We start from the raw sequence: 18,653 nt of genomic DNA, 5'->3' as shown, positions 1-18,653 counted from the left end.
CAGGTAGAGTATACCAAGGCGCTTGAGAGAACTATGTTGAAGGAACTCGGCAAATTGCACGCGTAACTTCGGAAGAAGCGTGACCCTTTTGTACGCAAGTATGATGGGGTGGCACAGACCAGGGGTAGCGACTGTTTATCAAAAACACAGGGCTCTGCGAAGTAGCAATACGACGTATAGGGTCTGACGCCTGCCCGGTGCTGGAAGGTTAAAGGGAGGGGTGCAAGCTCTGAACTGAAGCCCCAGTAAACGGCGGCCGTAACTATAACGGTCCTAAGGTAGCGAAATTCCTTGTCGGGTAAGTTCCGACCTGCACGAATGGCGTAACGACTTCCCCGCTGTCTCCAACATAGACTCAGTGAAATTGAATTCCCCGTGAAGATGCGGGGTTCCTGCGGTCAGACGGAAAGACCCCGTGCACCTTTACTATAGCTTTACACTGGCATTCGCCAAGGCATGTGTAGGATAGGTGGTAGGCTTTGAAGCAGGGACGCCAGTTTCTGTGGAGCCATCCTTGAAATACCACCCTTATCTTCGTGGATGTCTAACCGCGGTCCGTTATCCGGATCCGGGACAGTGTATGGTGGGTAGTTTGACTGGGGCGGTCGCCTCCGAAAGAGTAACGGAGGCGCGCGATGGTTAGCTCAGACCGGTCGGAAATCGGTCGTCGAGTGCAATGGCATAAGCTAGCCTGACTGCGAGACTGACAAGTCGAGCAGAGACGAAAGTCGGTCATAGTGATCCGGTGGTCCCGTGTGGAAGGGCCATCGCTCAACGGATAAAAGGTACGCCGGGGATAACAGGCTGATGACCCCCAAGAGTCCATATCGACGGGGTTGTTTGGCACCTCGATGTCGACTCATCGCATCCTGGGGCTGGAGCAGGTCCCAAGGGTATGGCTGTTCGCCATTTAAAGCGGTACGTGAGTTGGGTTCAGAACGTCGTGAGACAGTTCGGTCCCTATCTGCCGTGGGTGTAGGAATATTGACAGGATCTGTCCCTAGTACGAGAGGACCGGGATGGACGTATCTCTGGTGGATCTGTTGTCCTGCCAAGGGCATAGCAGAGTAGCTATATACGGAATGGATAACCGCTGAAGGCATCTAAGCGGGAAACCAACCTGAAAACGAGTGTTCCCTATCAGAGCCGTGGAAGACGACCACGTTGATAGGACGGGTGTGGAAGCACAGCAATGTGTGAAGCTTACCGTTACTAATAGCTCGATCGACTTCTTCGTTCCCATTGTTCATGCTCATCAAGCGGAGCTTGATGATCTGTTCTGTCTTCACGCTGACGTGGCCTTCGGCCACTACGCTGCAGACGGCGCGCCAAACGATTGGCGACGGACTAGCGTCCTGTATGGGCGCCACGCTCGACCTCGAGCAAGGCAACATACGGATAAGTCACAGAAACGACGTGTAAATTAAATAGAGCCTTGAGCTCTCCAGCTTCTCGAAAATAACGTTCATGTGAAAACATGAACAATGTTGCGTTTTGCCGACCTGGTGGTTATCGCGGGGCGGCTGCACCCGTTCCCATTCCGAACACGGCCGTGAAACGCCCCAGCGCCAATGGTACTTCGTCTCAAGACGCGGGAGAGTAGGTCGCTGCCAGGTCTGCAAAACGCATCAAAATCTTCTCATCACATCCCTCGGCCCAGCCGAAAAAAAAGGGCCGCCAAAAGCGGCCTTTTGCAGTTTAAGACAAAACTTAAGGAAAACGCCAAGTGCGTCCCTTACAGGAGATAAATTGCTCCGCAATTTACTCCGGCAAAGATCCGTCGTCGCTAAAGCAACGACGTAACCGCGACATTCGGCCTTGCCGAATGCGCTGGACGCGGGGTGGAGCAGCCCGGTAGCTCGTCAGGCTCATAACCTGAAGGCCGCAGGTTCAAATCCTGCCCCCGCAACCACCGACACTTGCAAATTCTCCCACTCGGGGTATTTGCGACGAAGCTCCTCCTCGTATGAGTCGAGGAGCTTTTTCTTTTTGTGCTCCGTGTCGATCTCGCCCGATGCAATGCGGGCCATCATGTCGTTCTGGGCGGATGCGACAAACTGCTGCTGCATAATGTCGATCACATCCATCGATGCCATGATGTTGGCGATATCGCCATGAACCTGCAGCGCTGCCGGCTGGTGGCCGGGCGTCTTGCCGATCACGACCACCTGGATGAGATCACGTACGATCGGCATTAGTCGGCGCTTGGCCTGCTCGTCGGCATTGTTGCGCGCCAAGAAGATCAGCTTACGGATGGCGATCTCGGTATTCTCCGCGTTGAACTGCGCCTTTAACTTCGCGATTTTCTCCTCGAAATCCTCCGCCGGTGCTTCGGCGATCGACGCGAGTTCCTTGACCACCTTCTCGCGGGTGATCTCCAGTTCGTCGAGCTGGTCATCGAGAATGACAAGACGCGGCCGGCCTTCGGTATGCCGGTTCTGGATCTGCTGCATCAGGCTCGCCTGCTTGGACTTGACGGTTGCAAGCTCTGCGGCCAACTCTTCTCTGCGGGAAGGGGTGCTCTTCAGTTTGTTCGTCTCGTGCGCGACCATCTTCTGGGAGATGCGGTCAAAGATATCGAGGGAGTAGAAGGCGACCGGCAGGCAGTTGAGAACGCGCTCCTCGAGTTCGTGGCGGGTGATCGTCTTACTGTTACCGCAGCAGGCGCCCCCGAGGTCATCGATTGGAAGACGCTTCTTGCGGTTAGTGCAGCTGTAGCGATCCTTGCCGGAGATCGCGTAGGGGCCACCGCATTCCTCGCATTCAAGCATGCGACTCAGAAGATATTCCGGCCGGTGTGTCGCGTTGAGCCGGTTGGTTGTGGCGTTCTGATAGAGGTCGCGAATCACGGCGTCGCGTGCGCGGACGCGCTCCCAGAGTTCGTCCGAGACGATGCGCATTGTCGGGACCTCTGTCCAGACCCATTGATCGGCGTCATTCATTCGCGCCGTCCGCCGTTCCGTGTCAGGATTTTTACGATACTGGCGCTTGTTCCAGACGATGCGGCCGATGTAGCTCGGATTGTTGAGGATGCCGGTTCCAACTGCTTTGGAACCGCGGATAGCCGTGTCGCGCCAGGCTCTCCCCCGTGGTCCAATGATGCCTTCCTTGTTAAGGATATCGGCGATATCGCGCGGAGAGATACCATCGGAATACATTTTGAAGATTCGTCTCACGATCTCCGCCTTGATCTGATCGACTTCCCGCAGACCCCGGATACGGTCACCATTGGCGTCACGCTGCTGGGAGAGCTTGTATCCATAAGCGAGACAGGTAGATGCTTTACCCTTCTTCACTGCGGTCTTCATGCCTTCGCGCGTCCGGAAGCGGATTTGGTCGACAAGCTCGTCGCTCAATGTCGCCCGGAAATGCAGTTCCAGTTTTGTGATGGCCTGGCTCGCATGGACGGTCCAGATCTCGGTATTCTGGTAGTTCAGGTCTTTGAGGATCTTGGCGCTATGCTCGACGTCTCGCGACAGGCGATCGACGGTGACGCAAAGTACGACGTCGATGTGTTCACGCTTCACATGCGCCAAGAGCCGCTGAATGCCGGGGCGTGACAGGAAACTCATGCCGCTGACGGCCGAGTCCGAGTAGGTCGCGACGACGTTCCAACCCTTCTGTTTGGCGAAAGCTTCACAAAGTTCGATCTGCGTTTCGATCGATACCTCGTGCTGGCGGTCCGTCGAATAGCGGGCGTAAAACAGGACGGTCTTCATTCTCAAACTCCATTGGATGGATGCTGTAGAGAGGCTTTGGGTGGTAGCCTCCCTGAAACTTCTGCGGGTTCAATCGCTGACGCTGGTCACCAAGACCTGGAAAACCGCCTTCTGACATTGGCCTGTTGCTGTCGAACGCGGTGCCACAGCTCGTCGCTGACGATGCGTAGCGCGGGGACATAGCCGTCGAATTCTCTCTCTGCGTTCTGCCGCATACCGACGTAGAGGACGTTATTGAGAATACCTGTCCCGCGCGCCCGGCTCCCGTAGATAGTCTCCTCCCGCCACGGTTTGCCGCCCGGCCCCTTGATCCCTTCGGCATTCAGGGTCGAGGCGATGTCGCGCGGCGAACGGCCAGCGGCATACATCCGGAAAATGCGGCGGATCACTTCCGCCTGCGCCGGATGCACCACCCGATACCCGAAAATACGCCGGCCTTGGGGATCGACTGCCGACGACAGCTTATATCCAAAACCTGCCTGCCGGATCCCACGACTGCTCTCGAGAAAGGGAGCAGTGGCCTCCTTGCCCTGATCGCCGCTATCGGCATAGGGCAGATTGTGCAGCGTCACCCGTTCGGCCATTGCTGTCGACCACAGCTCGACCCCACTGGAGCCGAGCTCCTCGAGAAACCGTGTGACGTGGGTGAGGTTGTCCGAGACGTTCAGGGGCGCATCGCACAGCACGATATCGATCGGTCCGCGATCGATATAGGTGCAGAGCGACTTGATGCCCGGTCTGGCTTTGAAGAGGGCTTCGTTGTTCTCGACGTCCGTGAAGCATCCCACCAGCGCCCAGCCACGGTCGGCGACAAATGCCTTGCCGCTTCCGATCTGCGCTTCGATCGATCCTTCACCCGTTTTGCTCGCAGCCCGAGCGTACAAAGCTACCTTGTTCGTCATGTCTTCAATCCCGTTCTACAAATGACTGGAAGTCGGGAGGCGGCCTTATATCAGCCCGCACCCCCCTTGGGAGCCCGGCGTCAGTGGCAATTGCTTGATGGAAATAATTGCCGCTGCGCCGACGCGCGTCAGGCGTTGCTCGCGCTGATCCGCTCGACCGCAGCCGAGAAGTCTGCTGCAGCCGCCTTGAGGTGTTCGATCAACGTGCTGACTGCGGCATTCTGCATGCCGCCAGGGTCGCGAAGCGAGATTGCATCGACTTCCTGCAGCCAGAGCTGCGCTGCGACCAGGTGAGGTAGCGCCTCGCCTTGCAGGGCAGTGCTGATGTCAGCGAGCGTGACGCGTGGAGGAAGCGGCAGCCCGTAGCAGACTTCCCCCAGCTTCGATCGCGTGATCCCGCGGGTCAGGTCCGACTGCAGCGGAAAGCTCACGAAACGCGGTTCGATGAGAACTTCTCGCGGACCGTTGGGCTCGTCGGCATCCGCCAGCACCGCACTGATCTGTTCAATCAGTGTCAATCGGCGTCGTAACGGGACCCCTTATCGGCTCCCAAAAGGGACCCCTGCCTCTAGTTGCATCGGGTCAGCGCGCGTAGGCCCGGGGCTCTCCATTTAGCGCAAGGGCCTGCGGGCGCGGGTTGTTTGTCTTTTCGGCTTTAGCTTTGAGAGCGGTTTTTAAAGCGCCAGGATTCGTTCCCGGTTTCCACGATCTCGCAATGGTGGGTGAGCCTGTCGAGCAGAGCGGCGGTCATCTTGGCGTCGCCGAATACGGCCGGCCACTCGCCGAAGGCCAGGTTCGTCGTGACGATGATGGACGTCCGCTCGTAGAGCCTGCTGATGAGGTGGAAGAGGAGCTGGCCGCCCGCCTGGGCAAATGGGAGATAGCCCAGTTCGTCCATGATGACGAAGTCGAGCCTGGTGATGAAGTCGGCCAGCCGTCCCTGTTTGCCGCTACGTGCCTCCGTCTCGAGCCGATTGACGAGGTCGACGACGTTGAAGAAGCGGCCGCGTGCGCCATTGCGGATCAGAGCACGAGCAAGGGCGATGGACAGGTGAGACTTTCCCGTGCCGGTTCCGCCGACCAGAACGATATTGTGCTGCTCGGCGAGGAAGGCCCCGGTTGCGAGTTGGCGCACCAGGCCTTCGTTGACCGGCGTGTCGGTGAAGTCGAAGTCGTCGATGTCCTTGGCCAGCGGCAGCTTGGCGACGGTGATCTGGTATTTGATGGAGCGCGCTTGCTTCTCGGCGATCTCCGACTGAAGCAGGTCACCGACGATGCGCGGCGGTTCGTGCTGTCGCTTGATGCCGGAGGCCATGATCTCGTCATAGGCGCTACGCATGCCGAACAGCTTCAGCGTGCCCATCATGTCGAGGATTTGGGATCGTTCCATATCAGCTTGCCCTCCTCAGGCTGTCGTAACGGGCGCAGTCGGCCAGAGGCTCATGGGTCAGGCGAAGCGCATCGGGGATGGAAAGGATGGCGGCCGGCTGCGGATCACGCTTGCGGGCCAGAATGTTGATGATGACGGCGGCCGAGAACACGCCCTGATCGATCGCCTCCTGGCAGGCCGCTTCGACGGCGGGGAGCCCGTCCAGGCCCACGCATTCGAGGATCGACACCATCTGCCGGTCGCCGTCATGCATTGCCTTCAGCCGGCGGCGCACCTTCTCCATGGCGGCGGGCAAAACCCAGTCGTGGAACGGCGCACCGTTGCGCAGTGCTCCCGGTTTGCGGGTCAGGACCGGCACGTAATGCCAGGGATTATAGATCGTCTCGCCACGGCCGAAGCAGCGATCGTGTTGGCCGATTTCCACGCCATCCTGCCGGATGACGATGCGATCTGCATAGGCATGTATCTCGGCAGGGCGGCCGACTGCCGTAGACAGTACCGAGTATTTGTTGTTGTCGAAACGCACGAGGCAGGTCTTGCCGATCGAGGCCTGCACAGCGTGGAAGCCGTCGAATTTGCCGGGATAGCCGACCAGGTGCGGCCGCTCCGCATCGAACACCTCCCAGATCGTGCGCTCCGTCTGATCGACGTGCTTATGAGCGCGGGCGTAACTGATGCACTTGTCCAGCAACCAGCCATTCAGTTCATCGTAGGATTTGAAGCGCAGTCGCGGCGTGAAGAAGCGTTCGCGCACCAGATTGACCTGGTTCTCGACCTGGCCTTTCTCCCACCCCGACGCCGGCGTGCAGGCCACCGGTTCGATCAGGTAATGGCTGCACATCTGTAGGAAGCGGCGATTGTATTGCCGTTCCTTGCCGACGAAGACCGTCTCCACCGCGGTCTTCATATTATCATAGATGCCGCGCGTGCAGGCCCCGCCGAAGAAAGCGAACGCCCTGTCATGGGCGTCGAAGACCATCTCTTGCGTCTCGCGCGGATAGGCTCTCACATACATCATCCGGCTGTGGCAGAGCCGGATATGCGCAACCTTCACCGTCGTCGTCACGCCGTTCAGCACGACAATCTCGTGGCTCCAGTCGAACTGGTAGGCCTCGCCCGGCGCGTAATAGAGCGGCACATAGGCTTGCGCCGTCACGGACCCGCGCTCCTTCGCCCATGTTCGGGCGTAACGCCGGACTGTGTCGTAACCGCCCTCGTAGCCGAGGTCGCGCAAGTCCTCGAATATCCGGATCAGTGTCAGCCGTTCGCGAGAAGATTTGGCCTCATTGGCGAGGAGCATTCCATCGAGCTGACCGCGCCAGGGGCCGAGCTTCGGCTGAGGTTGACGGGTCCGTTCGTATTTGAACTCCGTCTCATCGGTGCGCAAAACCTTCCGCACCACTTTCCGCGATATGCCCAACTCCCGGCAGATCGCCTTGATCGACTTGCCCTGAACATGGGCTAGCCGCCGTATCTTCAGAATTGTTTCCACAATAAGCATCCGAACAAAAAGCCTCCGATGAAACCGGAGGCTGTTGTAACCCCATTGCAAATGGGGGTCCCGTTTGGACGCCGATCACCCCATGTGCGGGGTCCTTATTCCATGCCTAATCACACAATCAGCTTCGGCACTTCTGACCGCCACCAGGAAGAATGCTTCCTGAAGCCGCGTGGGATTGCCTTCGCCCTACGCGGAGACGCAGACGGACGAGTTGGGTTCTTGGTGTTCGGCATGGAGACCTCCTGTGGTTGCCGGTTGCCATCGTCTTCGACGACGATGGGCGGCGGAGGCAGCCACGCTAGAGGAGGTCCGGCCGAAAAATGCGCTCAGCGAAATGCGAGCACGAAGGGGCGCGCCGGAAGAGAAGATCGTCGTCATGATGGTGCTGAATGCGGTCGTCATGCCTGTCTCCTTTCCTTGATGGCGCTGGGCCGTGTATCGAGCGAGAGACCTATAGCCTACCGCTTCGACCATTGCAAGTGTCTGTATTCAAATGTTTTTTTGGCAATAAATGTTTACATCTCGAATGTGCCATTCTGAGACTCGATTTGTTTTTAAACACGTTTTGGGTGAGAGCGCCCTCTTTTGAGTCGCCATGCTTCATAAGTCATTAAGCATAACGATTTGCCAGCCCGCGCGCGTCTTAAGGAGGGGCGCTACACGTCAGGGCATCGTCTGCGTGCTTACAGGGCACGCTGGGTCGGTGATGGCGACTGGCCTCGGCGTAACAAGGTCGAACCTCGAATGCTACCAAGAGTTGTTGCTGTAGTATAAAATTTATTTCCCGTCATTTTCCTGCTGCGATGTGGCCAATCATTACAGTAATGAATGTATAAATCCAAGTAATAAACGAAGTTTTGTGATATCGGAAATGACGCAACCTATTGTAATTATTGAGCTATTCTTCAATATCCGCTATAATATGATTATCAGTTGCATGGTGCGGCTGTGGCAAGTACTGTGAAAACAGGGATGTTTGACATGAAGAATAGGAAGAACGCGCTGGCGTCGTCAGCGCGCGTAGCCTTCGACTACACGTCACACGAGATCTCCCCAGAGATCTCGGCGGAACTCGAGGCGAAAGCGAAGTCGTTGATCGATCTCGGGCGCAAAGAGACGGATCACATTTTCGAGCTCGGCGCCTTGCTCGAAGCGGCAAGCGCTCATATCCCGGACGGGACGTTCGGGAAGTGGGTTGAAGCCCGCTGCAACATCACCGCGCGTACCGCGCGCAACTGGCGTGGCGTCCACCGCAACCTCGGTGGCTACCGTGACCAGGCGGTGGCACTGGCGATTGGGCCGACGGTGCTGATCCAGTTGATCTCGGCGCCGGCGGAAAAGATCGAAGCCGCGTTCGCGTTCGCGGAAGATCACGGTCGGATCCAGGTTGCCGACGTGAAGACAATCCTGGCCGGCGACGATGTGCCGGACGAGGGAGAAGCCGAGGTCGACGTCATCGATCTCGGTGGTGTCCATGGTCTCAAAGCCATGGTCGAGGCACGGACGCGAGATGGTCGAACGGCTCTCCTGCGCAACCTCCTCGGGCTTCTGAAGATCCTCTCCGCTGCTGTGGCTGAAGCGGAGAAGACCGGCAAGAGGATCAAGAAGAGTAGCATCGCCCCGAAGGCCGAGGCTCATGCTTACCATGCCTACGAGCTGCTGAGCAGTCTGGGGACCGGTGTTGGTCCGCAGGGGGACGGCAAATCGACGATGAAGATCGGTCTGCCATCGGCGTCTCGTTGGAAAAAGGTCGAGGCGCTGTTGTGGAGACTTCGCGACAGCTCGAACTGGGCGAAGGTCGATAGCCTGGAAACGTGGCTTCAGACGGTGGTGATCCCAATGCTCGTCTGGGCAACGTCGAAGGAGAAAATGCCAGCGTGGCCGTTGCCAGAAGACCCGTCTTCGCCGCGAGTAGCTGTCGCAGCCTCATCGTCCGGCCACGATGAGATCGAGGACGACGATGACGTCGACCTCGATGACGAAACCGAGAAGGCCGAGATGGTCGAAGCCGAAGCTTCGGATGTTCAGGCCGAAACGGAAGCAGACGTTAGCAACCCGATTGCTGCATTGCTTTCCGCGACCCGCGGACAACGCAAAGTGCCGGGCCGGCACAAGCTGGAACTGATCACGAACTGATCGATACGAGATGAGAAGGGGCTTTCGAGCCCCTTTTCCGATTCTGGCTTTTGGATTCAGCTCGTGAGCCCGCTGTTAACCTTGTTCGGGCTCTGTTCTCATTCTTCGCTGCCAGGGTCCTTGAGATCCGGTTGCGGTCCTGCGACATAAGAAGGGCTTCACTGATGAAGCCAAGCGGCCCAAGGCAGCGCGCCAACGCTGCCAAGGGCCTGACCCTCAAGCCTTCTATGAAAAGGAATCGGGCTGTGACCATTCATACTGCCAAGACCCCAGCCGGGGAAGTTCTGCGCGCTGCCACTGCGGCGTCCTCCACCATGTCTTTTGCCGCCGGCTCGGCGTCGAGCCGCCATTTTGGTGAGCGCTTTGCTGTTCGGGCAGAACCGCCGGTGCTGCGTCGCTACCCGCATCCGGTGCGGTACCCGGACGTCGAGGCGGACTTCGACGTGCTGATCGACAAGGCCATCGCTGCCATCGCTGACGGTGAGCCGGTGGAAGACGAGATCCTCGGGCACTACGTCAATGTTGCGTCGCTCGTGCGCGCCGTCAGCTTCCGCGAAGGCAAGCTTCTCGAGCAGGCCGTCGAACGGTTGGCCAAGGTCAATCCGGATCTGATCGTTCTCATGCAGTCGATCAAACTGCCGTTGGTGAAGGCCGCGATCGAGGCGGTGGCCGGCAATGACTGGCGCCAGCTCGAGGGTGTGCGGCTTGATTGCGAAGCACCGGCTAAAGGTAGTTACACGCCCGACCTTATCGTCGTGAACCGCGCCAGACGGGCCGCCTTCGTGCTGGACCTCAAGCGCTCACTCGCCTCCTACGGAGACACCAGCCGGCTCGAAGAGCTGAAGCTCAAGATGCTGGCATCGGCCATGGTGCTGCCGGACTGGCTCTACAAAACGCAGAAGCGGCTGATGGTCGAGACGGTCGGTGTCGCGATCATCGATGGCGCCAGCCGTCCGAGCGATCATGCGGCGGGTGTCTGGGCGCTCTCGGAAATCGACGATCTTCTGGAGATCGATGGCGCCGCGACCTGCATGGCGGAACTGCGCCTGCGCTTCGGGCGCCGCGTGCAACAGCTTCTCGAGGCTGAGGCTCGCCTTGCGCTTGGTCTCCCGGAGACGCCAATGTTGACGGCCACCCCACCGCTGGCCGCCGCTGCCTTCACGACGTCGCTCCATGCGCGCCGCTTTGGGACGCTGCGGGCGATCCCACGCGTGATGGTCTGCGAGGACGCCACCGGCGACACCGAGGATCACGGACCCGGATGCCGTTGCGGCGACTGCGAAGGATCGAGCTTCGATGATGACGATGATGGTCGCGATGATCCGGAAGCGCTGACGGACGACAGCGTCTCCTGGCCGCCGGAGCACATCCGCATTGGCTTTGCCCGGCGCCTGCTCGACGCCTGAGGCGACCCCACCGTTGCTGGGATGAGGCCATAGCTGCGGCGCGTGACGCCGCGGCAGCCTCTCCCGTTCCCATCATCCTCTGAAAACGCCGTCCGCGAAGCCGGACCGGCGAGGAGATCCTGCATGCCCGCAGACATCATGTCCACCCAAGCACCATCGACATTTGCCCGCCTCAAGCCGGGCGGCTCGAGAGCTTCCAAGCCCAATCAGCCTCATGTGGCTCCTCGTCCGCAGGACGACCCAGCTCTGATCGTTGGCCTCGCGCTTGCCTTTTCCCGGCAGGGGTCATCGAACATGCGCGAGATTCCTTCCGTGGTGCTGGAACCACTCCGCCGCCTGGCAGAATCCGGCGATCCCACTTGCCGGTTGGTTCTCAACTGCCTCAACAGAAGGGCCGGCGCCAGTCATCGGACGGCCGCTCGTCAAGGCGTGCCGAGGGAAATTGTTTCCGTTCACCCAGCCATGAGGGAGGATCGTTGATGGATCGGTTTTCTTCCTACCTGCTACGGCGCTTGGCCCATGTCGAGCGGCGGGCCGTCCGTCGGCTCGCAGTCCGCAACGGGCTGCTGACGCTGAGCACTGCCATCGTCGACGGTCATGTCGTCAGCCGCTTCAGTCCCGCCTTCGATCTCTGGTATCTCACGGGGGATGCCGAGCAGGACCGGCGTTGGGTACGAGATCATCTTGCCGGCTTTCTGATCGAGGCGCCGCAGGACGGAAACGGTCGGCCCGTTCTCGTACCAGCCGTGCCGGTGTGGCCAGATCACCTCAGACGGCATCCGGCAAACATTGAGGCTGCTGACACGGCTGCACATCCCTACGCGGTTCGAGTCGTTGCGGAAGCAGGGTATAATCCGAGCATCAAGCATATGGCTACCCTTCTGCTGCTTGCCGCGGCACTGGAGCAATCGGGCGTGACACTGCGCGATCTGGTCGCGATCCTGCGGCAGCCCGCACCCGTCTTCTCCGTAGCGGTCCTCGCCGATGGCTTTGAGCGGGCCTTGTCGCAGCTCATCGAAGACACCGGCATCGTGCCGCACGGACCTTACACGGGCGTGGCGGCGGATTTTGCTTTCACCGACGATCTCTGGAGGTGGGTGGATAGCGAGACCAAACGCGTCTTCCTGCAGGTCGCAGCCGGAGAGACCAACCGTCCGAGCCGAGCCGCACTGCGCGGGCAATTGCTGCGGGCTTTGGCGGATGGCACGCCGGTGCTCGCCGCGTCGGAGACACACACTGGCATTCCCGGTCAGGTCGATCTGAGCTGCGACGTCCGATTGACGGGTGCGGGGATCGACCGTCTGCTGATCGCCGACCTGCTCGAAGCCATCTATGGCCGCGAGGCGGTCATGCGCCACGACAGTTACATCGCGGGGATCGATGCGGAGGGGCTGACGCTCGACGATCTCGCCATCGCCATCCGCCCAGGACGCCCAATCCTCTCCAGCCTTGATGCGCTTGCCGGACTGGCGGCGCTTAATCGCGGGGACAAGGAAGATGACAAGAATGGAGACAAGGCTGATGCCTCGCGGCGGCTGATCACGCAGAGCCCAAGCGAGCGAAGAGAGCAGACGTCGCGGGATGGCGGCAACACCGGTGATCGCGCGGCATCGACGTCGACCTCCTCGTCCAAGGGCAAGGCGAAATCGAAGAGCAAGCCAACCGGCGCCGAGGTGATCCAGCCGGAGCCTATCGCTGATGTATCGAGGCCGGCTGCGCTGCCCGTGCTGCGCGTTGAGACGCTAACAGGCTACGGTGCAGCAAAAGACTGGGCGCTCGGCCTGAAAGCCGATCTCGCGGATTATCTCGGCGGCGAGCTGGCGTGGTCGCAGATGAGCACCAAGCTGCTTCTCTCGGGACCCCCAGGGACTGGTAAGACGACCTTCGCACGCGCCCTCTGTAATACGCTGCAGGTGCCGTTGGTCGTGACGTCGGTCTCGACCTGGCTGCAGGGCGAGTATCTGCATGATGTGCTCGATCGCATGGCAAACACGTTCGCCGAGGCCCGGCGCCAGGCGCCGTGCATCGTGTTCATCGACGAGATCGACGGCATCGGCAAACGGGCTCCGGCGTCGAGGTCCTATGCCGACTATTGGAATGCGTGCGTCAACAAATTGTTGGAGCTTCTCGACGGCGCCCTGAAAACTGACGGCGTCATCGTCGTCGGTGCGACGAACCGGCCGGACGAGATCGATGATGCGATCCGCCGCTCGGGGCGGCTGGAAACGCAAATCGAGATCCCGCGCCCCGATATTCAGACGCTCGCAGGCATCCTCGCCCATCATCTGGGCAGCGACCTCGATGCCGTCGCCATGTCGGACACCCAGATCGGAGGTCAGCCATGACGGGAAACACCAAAATTGGCGGCTCGATGGACGAGATCGAGGTCCTCCTGGAGGATGACGTCGAGCGCGACATCGACACGCCAGAGACGATCACCGGTGACAGCCCGGTGGCTGAGACGCTCCGGCGTCTGGCAACACGAGCAATGGGCCTGACTGGCGCCGACATCGAACGGATCGTGCGTGAAGCACGATTGAAAGCTCGCCGAGAAAAGCGCCGCCTCACTTATGTAGACATCGAAGCGGGCATTCGCGGTCACCGCCCGCCGGTCGCGTACGATATCCGATGGCGCTTCGCCATCCACGAGTCCGGTCATGCGGTCGTGCATCACGCTCTGCGGCTCGGGTCGATCAAGGGGCTGACGATCGACGCCAAGGAGGGCGGCCACAATGCAGTGACCTTTGCGACCAACGCACCTGATACCGAAGTTTGGTATGAGCGGCTGCTGGCCATGCTGATGGCTGGCCGCGCGGCTGAACGCATCGTGCTCAAGACCGTCTCCGGAGGCTCCGGCGGCGCCGAAGAGAGCGACCTCGCACGCGCAACTCGCATTGCGCTCGATATGGAGCAGGCGCTCGGGTTTGGTGGCCGCCATCCGCTGCTATATATCGAGCACAAGAATCCCACCGCAATTCTCAGTCGCGACGCCGAGCTGGCAGAGCGCGTGCATCGGCGGCTCGAGTTCGCGCAGGCACGGGCGACGGAGGTCATCATCGAGAACCGGCAGGCCTTCGTCCGGCTGGTTCGCGAACTCTTCGACGCCCAGGCCCTTGATGGTCAGGCCGTTATCGACATCCTTGTCGCCGACTCGTAAATCCTGAGCGAGGTTTGGAGGACGGAATGTCTGTAACGGTTATCGCACATTGCGACTGGAGTATCGACGGCAGGAAGCGGTGGATGTGCGTTGCGGTTCGGCAGGGCGAGACATGGGTCCTTTCGGCGCCGGAGCCCGTCGGCGACACGCGGAACCTTACACATCGGCTGCGGCGAGGTTCGGGAGCAGACGCTTCGGTGCTGATGGGGTTCGACTTCCCGATCGGGCTTCCTGCCGCATACGGCAGCGCTTTAGGTGTGCCCGACTTTCGTTCCTTTTTGCGGTCACTCGGGCACTCGCGCTTTGCGCGATGGTGTGACGTCGCGGAGCATCGCGACCAAATCACCATCGATCGACCGTTTTATCCCATGCGGCCTGGGGGCACGCAGCGGCAGCACCTTTTCGACGCTTTAGGGCTGAGCGGTAAGGATCTACTGCGCCGCTGCGAGCGGGCGACGCCGGATCGCGGCGACGCCTGTATGCTGTTTTGGACGCTCGGCGGCAACCAAGTGGGGAAGGCCGCACTAGCCGGTTGGCGCGAAATCATCCTCCCGAACCTCGAGAAGCTATCGCTATGGCCGTTCGACGGAACGCTCCATGACCTGATGATGCCGGGCGCCACCGTAGTCGCCGAGACATATCCCGGCGACGTCTGCGGCCAGCTTGGGATACCTCGACGTCCGGTATGGAGTAAGCGACAGCAAGACGGACGCCGGTCCGTGGCAAGTCATCTGATGCGGTGGCTGAAGAACAGGCCACATGTCGACGGGAGCGAACTCCAAAGTCTGATCAGCGAGGGTTTCGGAAACGGCAAGGACGGTGAGGACCGGTTCGACGCGGCGGTCGGCCTGCTTGGCATGATCGACGTCGTCGATGGCCGACGGGGCGAAGGGGTACCGGAAGCTGATGATGTCAAAACGTGGGAAGGCTGGATCCTCGGTCAGCAGGCTTAAGTCTCCCGCACGTTGATCGACGGCGAAATGATTTGATGCAGGTTGCTCGCAACTCGAGACAAATTGCGCTCATTCGATTCGAACCTCCGGGCGGGCGATTCGAACGTCGAGCGCAACGTTTCCAAACTCTGGGCGAACGTTTCATTTTTCCATATCTCCGATTCACTTCTTATCGAAAGGGTCGGACACCGTGCGTCCGGAGCCATCAACATAGACGCGCGATCGCGGGCAACTTATCTCGACGCGCCCGCAACCTGAAACAAATTGCGCTCATTCGATTCCAAACTCGAAAATTCCGATTCAAAACACGATGATTCCGTTTCGGCGACAAACGCCTTGCGCCATGCCGCCGGTCCCCTGAGCATAAGAGTGCCATCAACGAAAACAGGGGGAGGATAAACATGGCGCGGCAGACCTTGGAGGAGCGGAACGCCAAGCAGAGGGAACGGCAGCAGCGGCTGAGGGACCGGAATCGGGCAGAGCGGCGCCCGGATCGCGACGACGTCGCGCGAGCGATGCTGTTCTGGACGATCACTAGCTATCTCGACCAGGGACGACAGGACTGGATAGAGGAGCTGGGCGACGCCGTTGTCGGGGTTCTCGTTGACCAGGGCTTTGACGAGCGGGCAGCGGACGAGGTCTTCGATGATCTCGTCGATCGCTATGCCCGCGACGACCAGCCCTTTCGAAGTAAGCCTCACCTGCGGGGCTGATGATTTCTGGCTATCTGCTCCGCCTGATCACCAACTATTTGTGCAAACGGCGTTATCATTTGGGACTTCGTCCCCCCGTTACTTCGTGAAACGCCGTTTGCAACTGAATCGTTTTTATGAAGCCATTCGCCTACGGAACCCTCGGTTACCGGAGGTTAACTCCATTCGCATAGCTCGCGTGCCCCGCCTCTGCGGGATGAACAACAACAGCGACGTGAATGGAAATGAACCAATTTTCTGCCAAAGCCTTTCAACGCAAGATCGATGCCTTCTGCCAACTGCGGCTGGCGCCGTTTTTCAAGGACGCCGAACTTCCCCGGCTGAAGTGGTATTTGCACACGCTCATTCAGACGAGGAGACCGGCGCCAAGAACCAGCGGCAGGACAGACTGGCAAGTTGTCGCGGCAGCCTGCGGCCTGGACACCCATCTGCTTGCGGGCAACGCGCGTCAGATCGATCCAGCCTTTGACGCCATTAGTCGGTGGATCCGGGACACGCGCCTCTTAGCCACGGCAGCAGACGCCGAAGACCGTCGAACACAAAAGACGCCGAGGACGAAGGCGGTGCCCACAAGTCCGCGACCAGCTCGCGCGCCCCAGAACCAGCCCAAACCAGCATCGGGGGCTACCGCAGCAAGTCCAGGCACAAATCTCGAATTCCCAGAAGCGCTGTTCAACGTCAAGGAAGATCCGACGGAATTCTCCGAGGCGCTACAGCTCCAGCTCCGGCGCCATGGCGAAACGTACTGGACGCTCCATCGTGCCATCACCGGTCCGGATGACGTTACGGAAAAGACAACGCTGTTAAGCTGGATCGAAGGCCGGAAGGTGCCGCGGACTGTCGATAGTTTTGAGATCCTGTCGCGGATTGAGCGACGGTACCGGCTCCCGGCTGGCTACTTCAAATCTAAACTTGCACACCCTTCGCGATCGGCATCCGGGTTTGAGCTTTCCGGAATAGAGCCCGCGGAGCGTCGTCGTATTGCCTGGCATCTTCCTGAGGATTTCAACACGCTGTCCTTCCAGAAGAGGGAGGAGATCGTCGACTGGGTACGGCGGGTTATTATCAGCGGCACGACCGACTACCGGAAGTACCAGGCAGCAGCCGCCAAGCAGCGCTATGCCATCCGCTTCCCTGGCGTCTCCTATGGTGGGCGGTCCCCACGCGACGGTAAGATCGTTGTGCCTGCGAACTATGAGCAGACCTGGGTCGAGGATCCTGACTTGCTGTCAGGCGTGATAGAAGCGCCACCGTCACTTGCCATGGAAATGGCCGACCTGGTGCGCTTCAAGACGTCGGCTCTGACGTCGGTCGGCTTTCAGCGAAACGGGGTTTGGGGCGAAGAAACTGCCTCGCAGAAGATCGAGCATCTCGGGCTGATGTTCGGTGCCCTTGCAGCATCCAGAGATGGAGAGGTGAAGGGCTACGGGGTACCGGTCCGGCAGTTGACGTTCGGGCTCCTCATTTTCCCCGGCGTCTGGGATTGGTATCTGCAGTGGCGGGAGACGCGCCGCGGCTTCTTCACCGCGTGGGAAGTTGACATGTTGCGGATCGCCTTGGCGATCACCAAGGAGGGGACCGGATGGCTTCGGCAGCATCCGGAGCTTCTGGTGCGGGTTCAACCGATTGCCGGCCTCGTTTCGCAAAATGAGATCAACTATGCGAGTGCGGACTGGCACGGTGCCTGCGACGACTTCCACAAGCATGCTGCCCACCGCGTCAAGGAAATCCAGCGGATCGCTCGCGTCCATCGCGATCCGTTCGAGCCGATCATGCCGGTCCTCGAGGCGGCAAGCCCCGTTGGCGAGTACCGTAAAATCACCGAGGAGATCATTCGCCTGATGCCGGATGAGCATCGTTATCCTCGGCCGGCCGCCGAAGCGGTGCGATCATTTCTGATGCTGAGATTGGGATTGCATCTTGGGCTTCGCCAGAAGAACCTCCGGCAACTGATGCTCAACCCGAAAGGTTCGATGCCGCGTTCAGAACGCGCACTGGAAAAGATGAAGCGGGGCGAAATCCGGTGGAGTGATCGGGAAGGTGGCTGGGAGGTCTTCATTCCTGCTGTCGCCTTCAAGAACGCACACTCGTCCTTCTTTGGCGACAAGCCGTTTCGGCTCGTGCTTCCGGACCTCCTGGATCTCTACAAGTACATCGACGCCTATGTCGATAGGCACCGCTCCGTTCTGTTACGGTCGGCTGCGGATCCCGGCACGTTCTTCGTCAAGACTGTCAAGACGACCAGCACAAACGCGGCCTATGACACGACGAGTTTCTACGAGGCCTGGCGTCACACCATTCAGCGCTACGGCATCTACAACCCCTATACCGGACGAGGCGCGATCAAGGGGCTGCTCCCGCACGGGCCTCACAATGTCCGTGACGTTCTGGCAACCCATATCCTGAAGCAGACTGGCTCCTATGAGCAGGCGAGCTACGCCATACAGGACACCGCCGAAATGGTCGCCAAGCACTACGGGCGCTTTCTCCCGCAGGACAAGGCGGCACTTGCGGCGCGTATCCTGAACCAGGTCTGGGAAGCTGCTTAACGAAGAAGGAGGCGTCGGAAATTATTTCCGGCGTCTTTCGCAGCAAGAAGGGAGAGTCTTCATTGCTAATGGATCACGAGCCTCTACTCGCCCGTTCATAAGATCCGGGCGGGTATAGCCTACAATGGTGAATCTCATCCAAGTTGCCGCGCCCCATAGTTGAAATTGCGGATAACTTCCCTTTTATGCGGCTATCCATCTTGGCCTGATGTGTAGCCAAAGGCTAC

General features: G+C 59.7%; 13 protein-coding genes, 1 tRNA gene, 2 rRNA genes and 1 pseudogene (1 of these 17 running past the window's edge). 12 read left to right on the top strand and 5 right to left on the bottom strand.

Translation table 11 applies throughout. From position 1 onward, the window contains the following. The 4 genes from EGT36_RS04440 to EGT36_RS30950 form a co-directional block, all read left to right on the top strand. Positions 1-1,237 (top strand): 23S ribosomal RNA (locus EGT36_RS04440); it begins 1,561 nt to the left of the window's first position. A 264-nt stretch (positions 1,238-1,501) separates the two neighbouring features. Then, positions 1,502-1,616, top strand: a 5S ribosomal RNA gene (rrf, locus tag EGT36_RS04435). A 219-nt stretch (positions 1,617-1,835) separates the two neighbouring features. Beyond that, positions 1,836-1,912 (top strand) — tRNA-Met (locus EGT36_RS04430). 79 nt (positions 1,913-1,991) lie between these two features. Continuing rightward, positions 1,992-2,198, top strand: a complete 207-nt coding sequence (locus EGT36_RS30950; protein WP_286083569.1) for a hypothetical protein — start codon at positions 1,992-1,994, stop codon at positions 2,196-2,198. 720 nt (positions 2,199-2,918) lie between these two features. Here EGT36_RS30950 and EGT36_RS30945 read toward each other — a convergent pair. From EGT36_RS30945 to istA, 5 genes and pseudogenes are all read right to left on the bottom strand, one after another. After that, positions 2,919-3,719 (bottom strand): annotated as a pseudogene (locus tag EGT36_RS30945) (recombinase family protein); the annotation flags it as partial. A gap of 86 nt (positions 3,720-3,805) precedes the next feature. Further along, entirely contained in the window at positions 3,806-4,621 is an 816-nt protein-coding gene (locus tag EGT36_RS04420; RefSeq protein ID WP_125270099.1) for a recombinase family protein, read from the bottom strand. A gap of 128 nt (positions 4,622-4,749) precedes the next feature. Next, positions 4,750-5,139: a hypothetical protein gene (locus EGT36_RS04415; RefSeq protein ID WP_125270098.1), complete on the bottom strand. Its 390-nt coding sequence runs from the start codon at positions 5,137-5,139 to the stop codon at positions 4,750-4,752. Between the two features lie 137 nt (positions 5,140-5,276). Continuing rightward, positions 5,277-6,011 carry an IS21-like element helper ATPase IstB gene (istB, locus tag EGT36_RS04410; RefSeq protein ID WP_003501246.1) on the bottom strand — a complete coding sequence of 245 codons (735 nt, stop codon included), beginning with the start codon at positions 6,009-6,011 and terminating at the stop codon, positions 5,277-5,279. A 1-nt stretch (position 6,012) separates the two neighbouring features. Next, positions 6,013-7,512: an IS21 family transposase gene (gene istA / locus EGT36_RS04405; RefSeq protein ID WP_052821263.1), complete on the bottom strand. Its 1,500-nt coding sequence runs from the start codon at positions 7,510-7,512 to the stop codon at positions 6,013-6,015. A 981-nt stretch (positions 7,513-8,493) separates the two neighbouring features. Between istA and EGT36_RS04400 the strand changes: the two genes are divergently transcribed. From EGT36_RS04400 to EGT36_RS04365, 8 genes are all read left to right on the top strand, one after another. After that, positions 8,494-9,648: a hypothetical protein gene (locus EGT36_RS04400; protein WP_125270097.1), complete on the top strand. Its 1,155-nt coding sequence runs from the start codon at positions 8,494-8,496 to the stop codon at positions 9,646-9,648. 245 nt (positions 9,649-9,893) lie between these two features. Further along, positions 9,894-11,054, top strand: coding sequence for a hypothetical protein (locus EGT36_RS04395; protein WP_286083566.1), 1,161 nt, complete (start codon positions 9,894-9,896; stop codon positions 11,052-11,054). A 123-nt stretch (positions 11,055-11,177) separates the two neighbouring features. Next, positions 11,178-11,534: a hypothetical protein gene (locus EGT36_RS04390; protein WP_125270095.1), complete on the top strand. Its 357-nt coding sequence runs from the start codon at positions 11,178-11,180 to the stop codon at positions 11,532-11,534. Beyond that, complete coding sequence (locus EGT36_RS04385; protein ID WP_125270094.1) at positions 11,534-13,399, top strand: ATP-binding protein; 1,866 nt, start codon at positions 11,534-11,536, stop codon at positions 13,397-13,399. Before EGT36_RS04390 ends, EGT36_RS04385 begins: the two co-directional genes overlap by 1 nt. Further along, positions 13,396-14,211 (top strand): ATP-dependent metallopeptidase FtsH/Yme1/Tma family protein, encoded by an 816-nt coding sequence (locus EGT36_RS04380; protein ID WP_125270093.1) that lies wholly within the window; start codon positions 13,396-13,398, stop codon positions 14,209-14,211. The genes EGT36_RS04385 and EGT36_RS04380 overlap by 4 nt, the downstream gene beginning before the upstream one ends. Before the next feature lie 26 nt (positions 14,212-14,237). Beyond that, positions 14,238-15,164, top strand: a complete 927-nt coding sequence (locus EGT36_RS04375; protein ID WP_125270092.1) for a DUF429 domain-containing protein — start codon at positions 14,238-14,240, stop codon at positions 15,162-15,164. Positions 15,165-15,565: 401 nt separating this feature from the next. Next, complete coding sequence (locus tag EGT36_RS04370) at positions 15,566-15,877, top strand: hypothetical protein (protein WP_125270091.1); 312 nt, start codon at positions 15,566-15,568, stop codon at positions 15,875-15,877. A 218-nt stretch (positions 15,878-16,095) separates the two neighbouring features. Further along, positions 16,096-18,426, top strand: a complete 2,331-nt coding sequence (locus EGT36_RS04365; RefSeq protein WP_125270090.1) for a hypothetical protein — start codon at positions 16,096-16,098, stop codon at positions 18,424-18,426. Positions 18,427-18,653: the final 227 nt, after the last annotated feature.

The sequence above is a fragment of the Agrobacterium sp. FDAARGOS_525 genome, assembly GCF_003938925.1.
Lineage (GTDB): Bacteria > Pseudomonadota > Alphaproteobacteria > Rhizobiales > Rhizobiaceae > Agrobacterium > Agrobacterium pusense.
The sequence above is the reverse complement of the archived record's forward strand: the minus strand, read 5'-3'. Positions and strand labels throughout refer to the sequence as shown.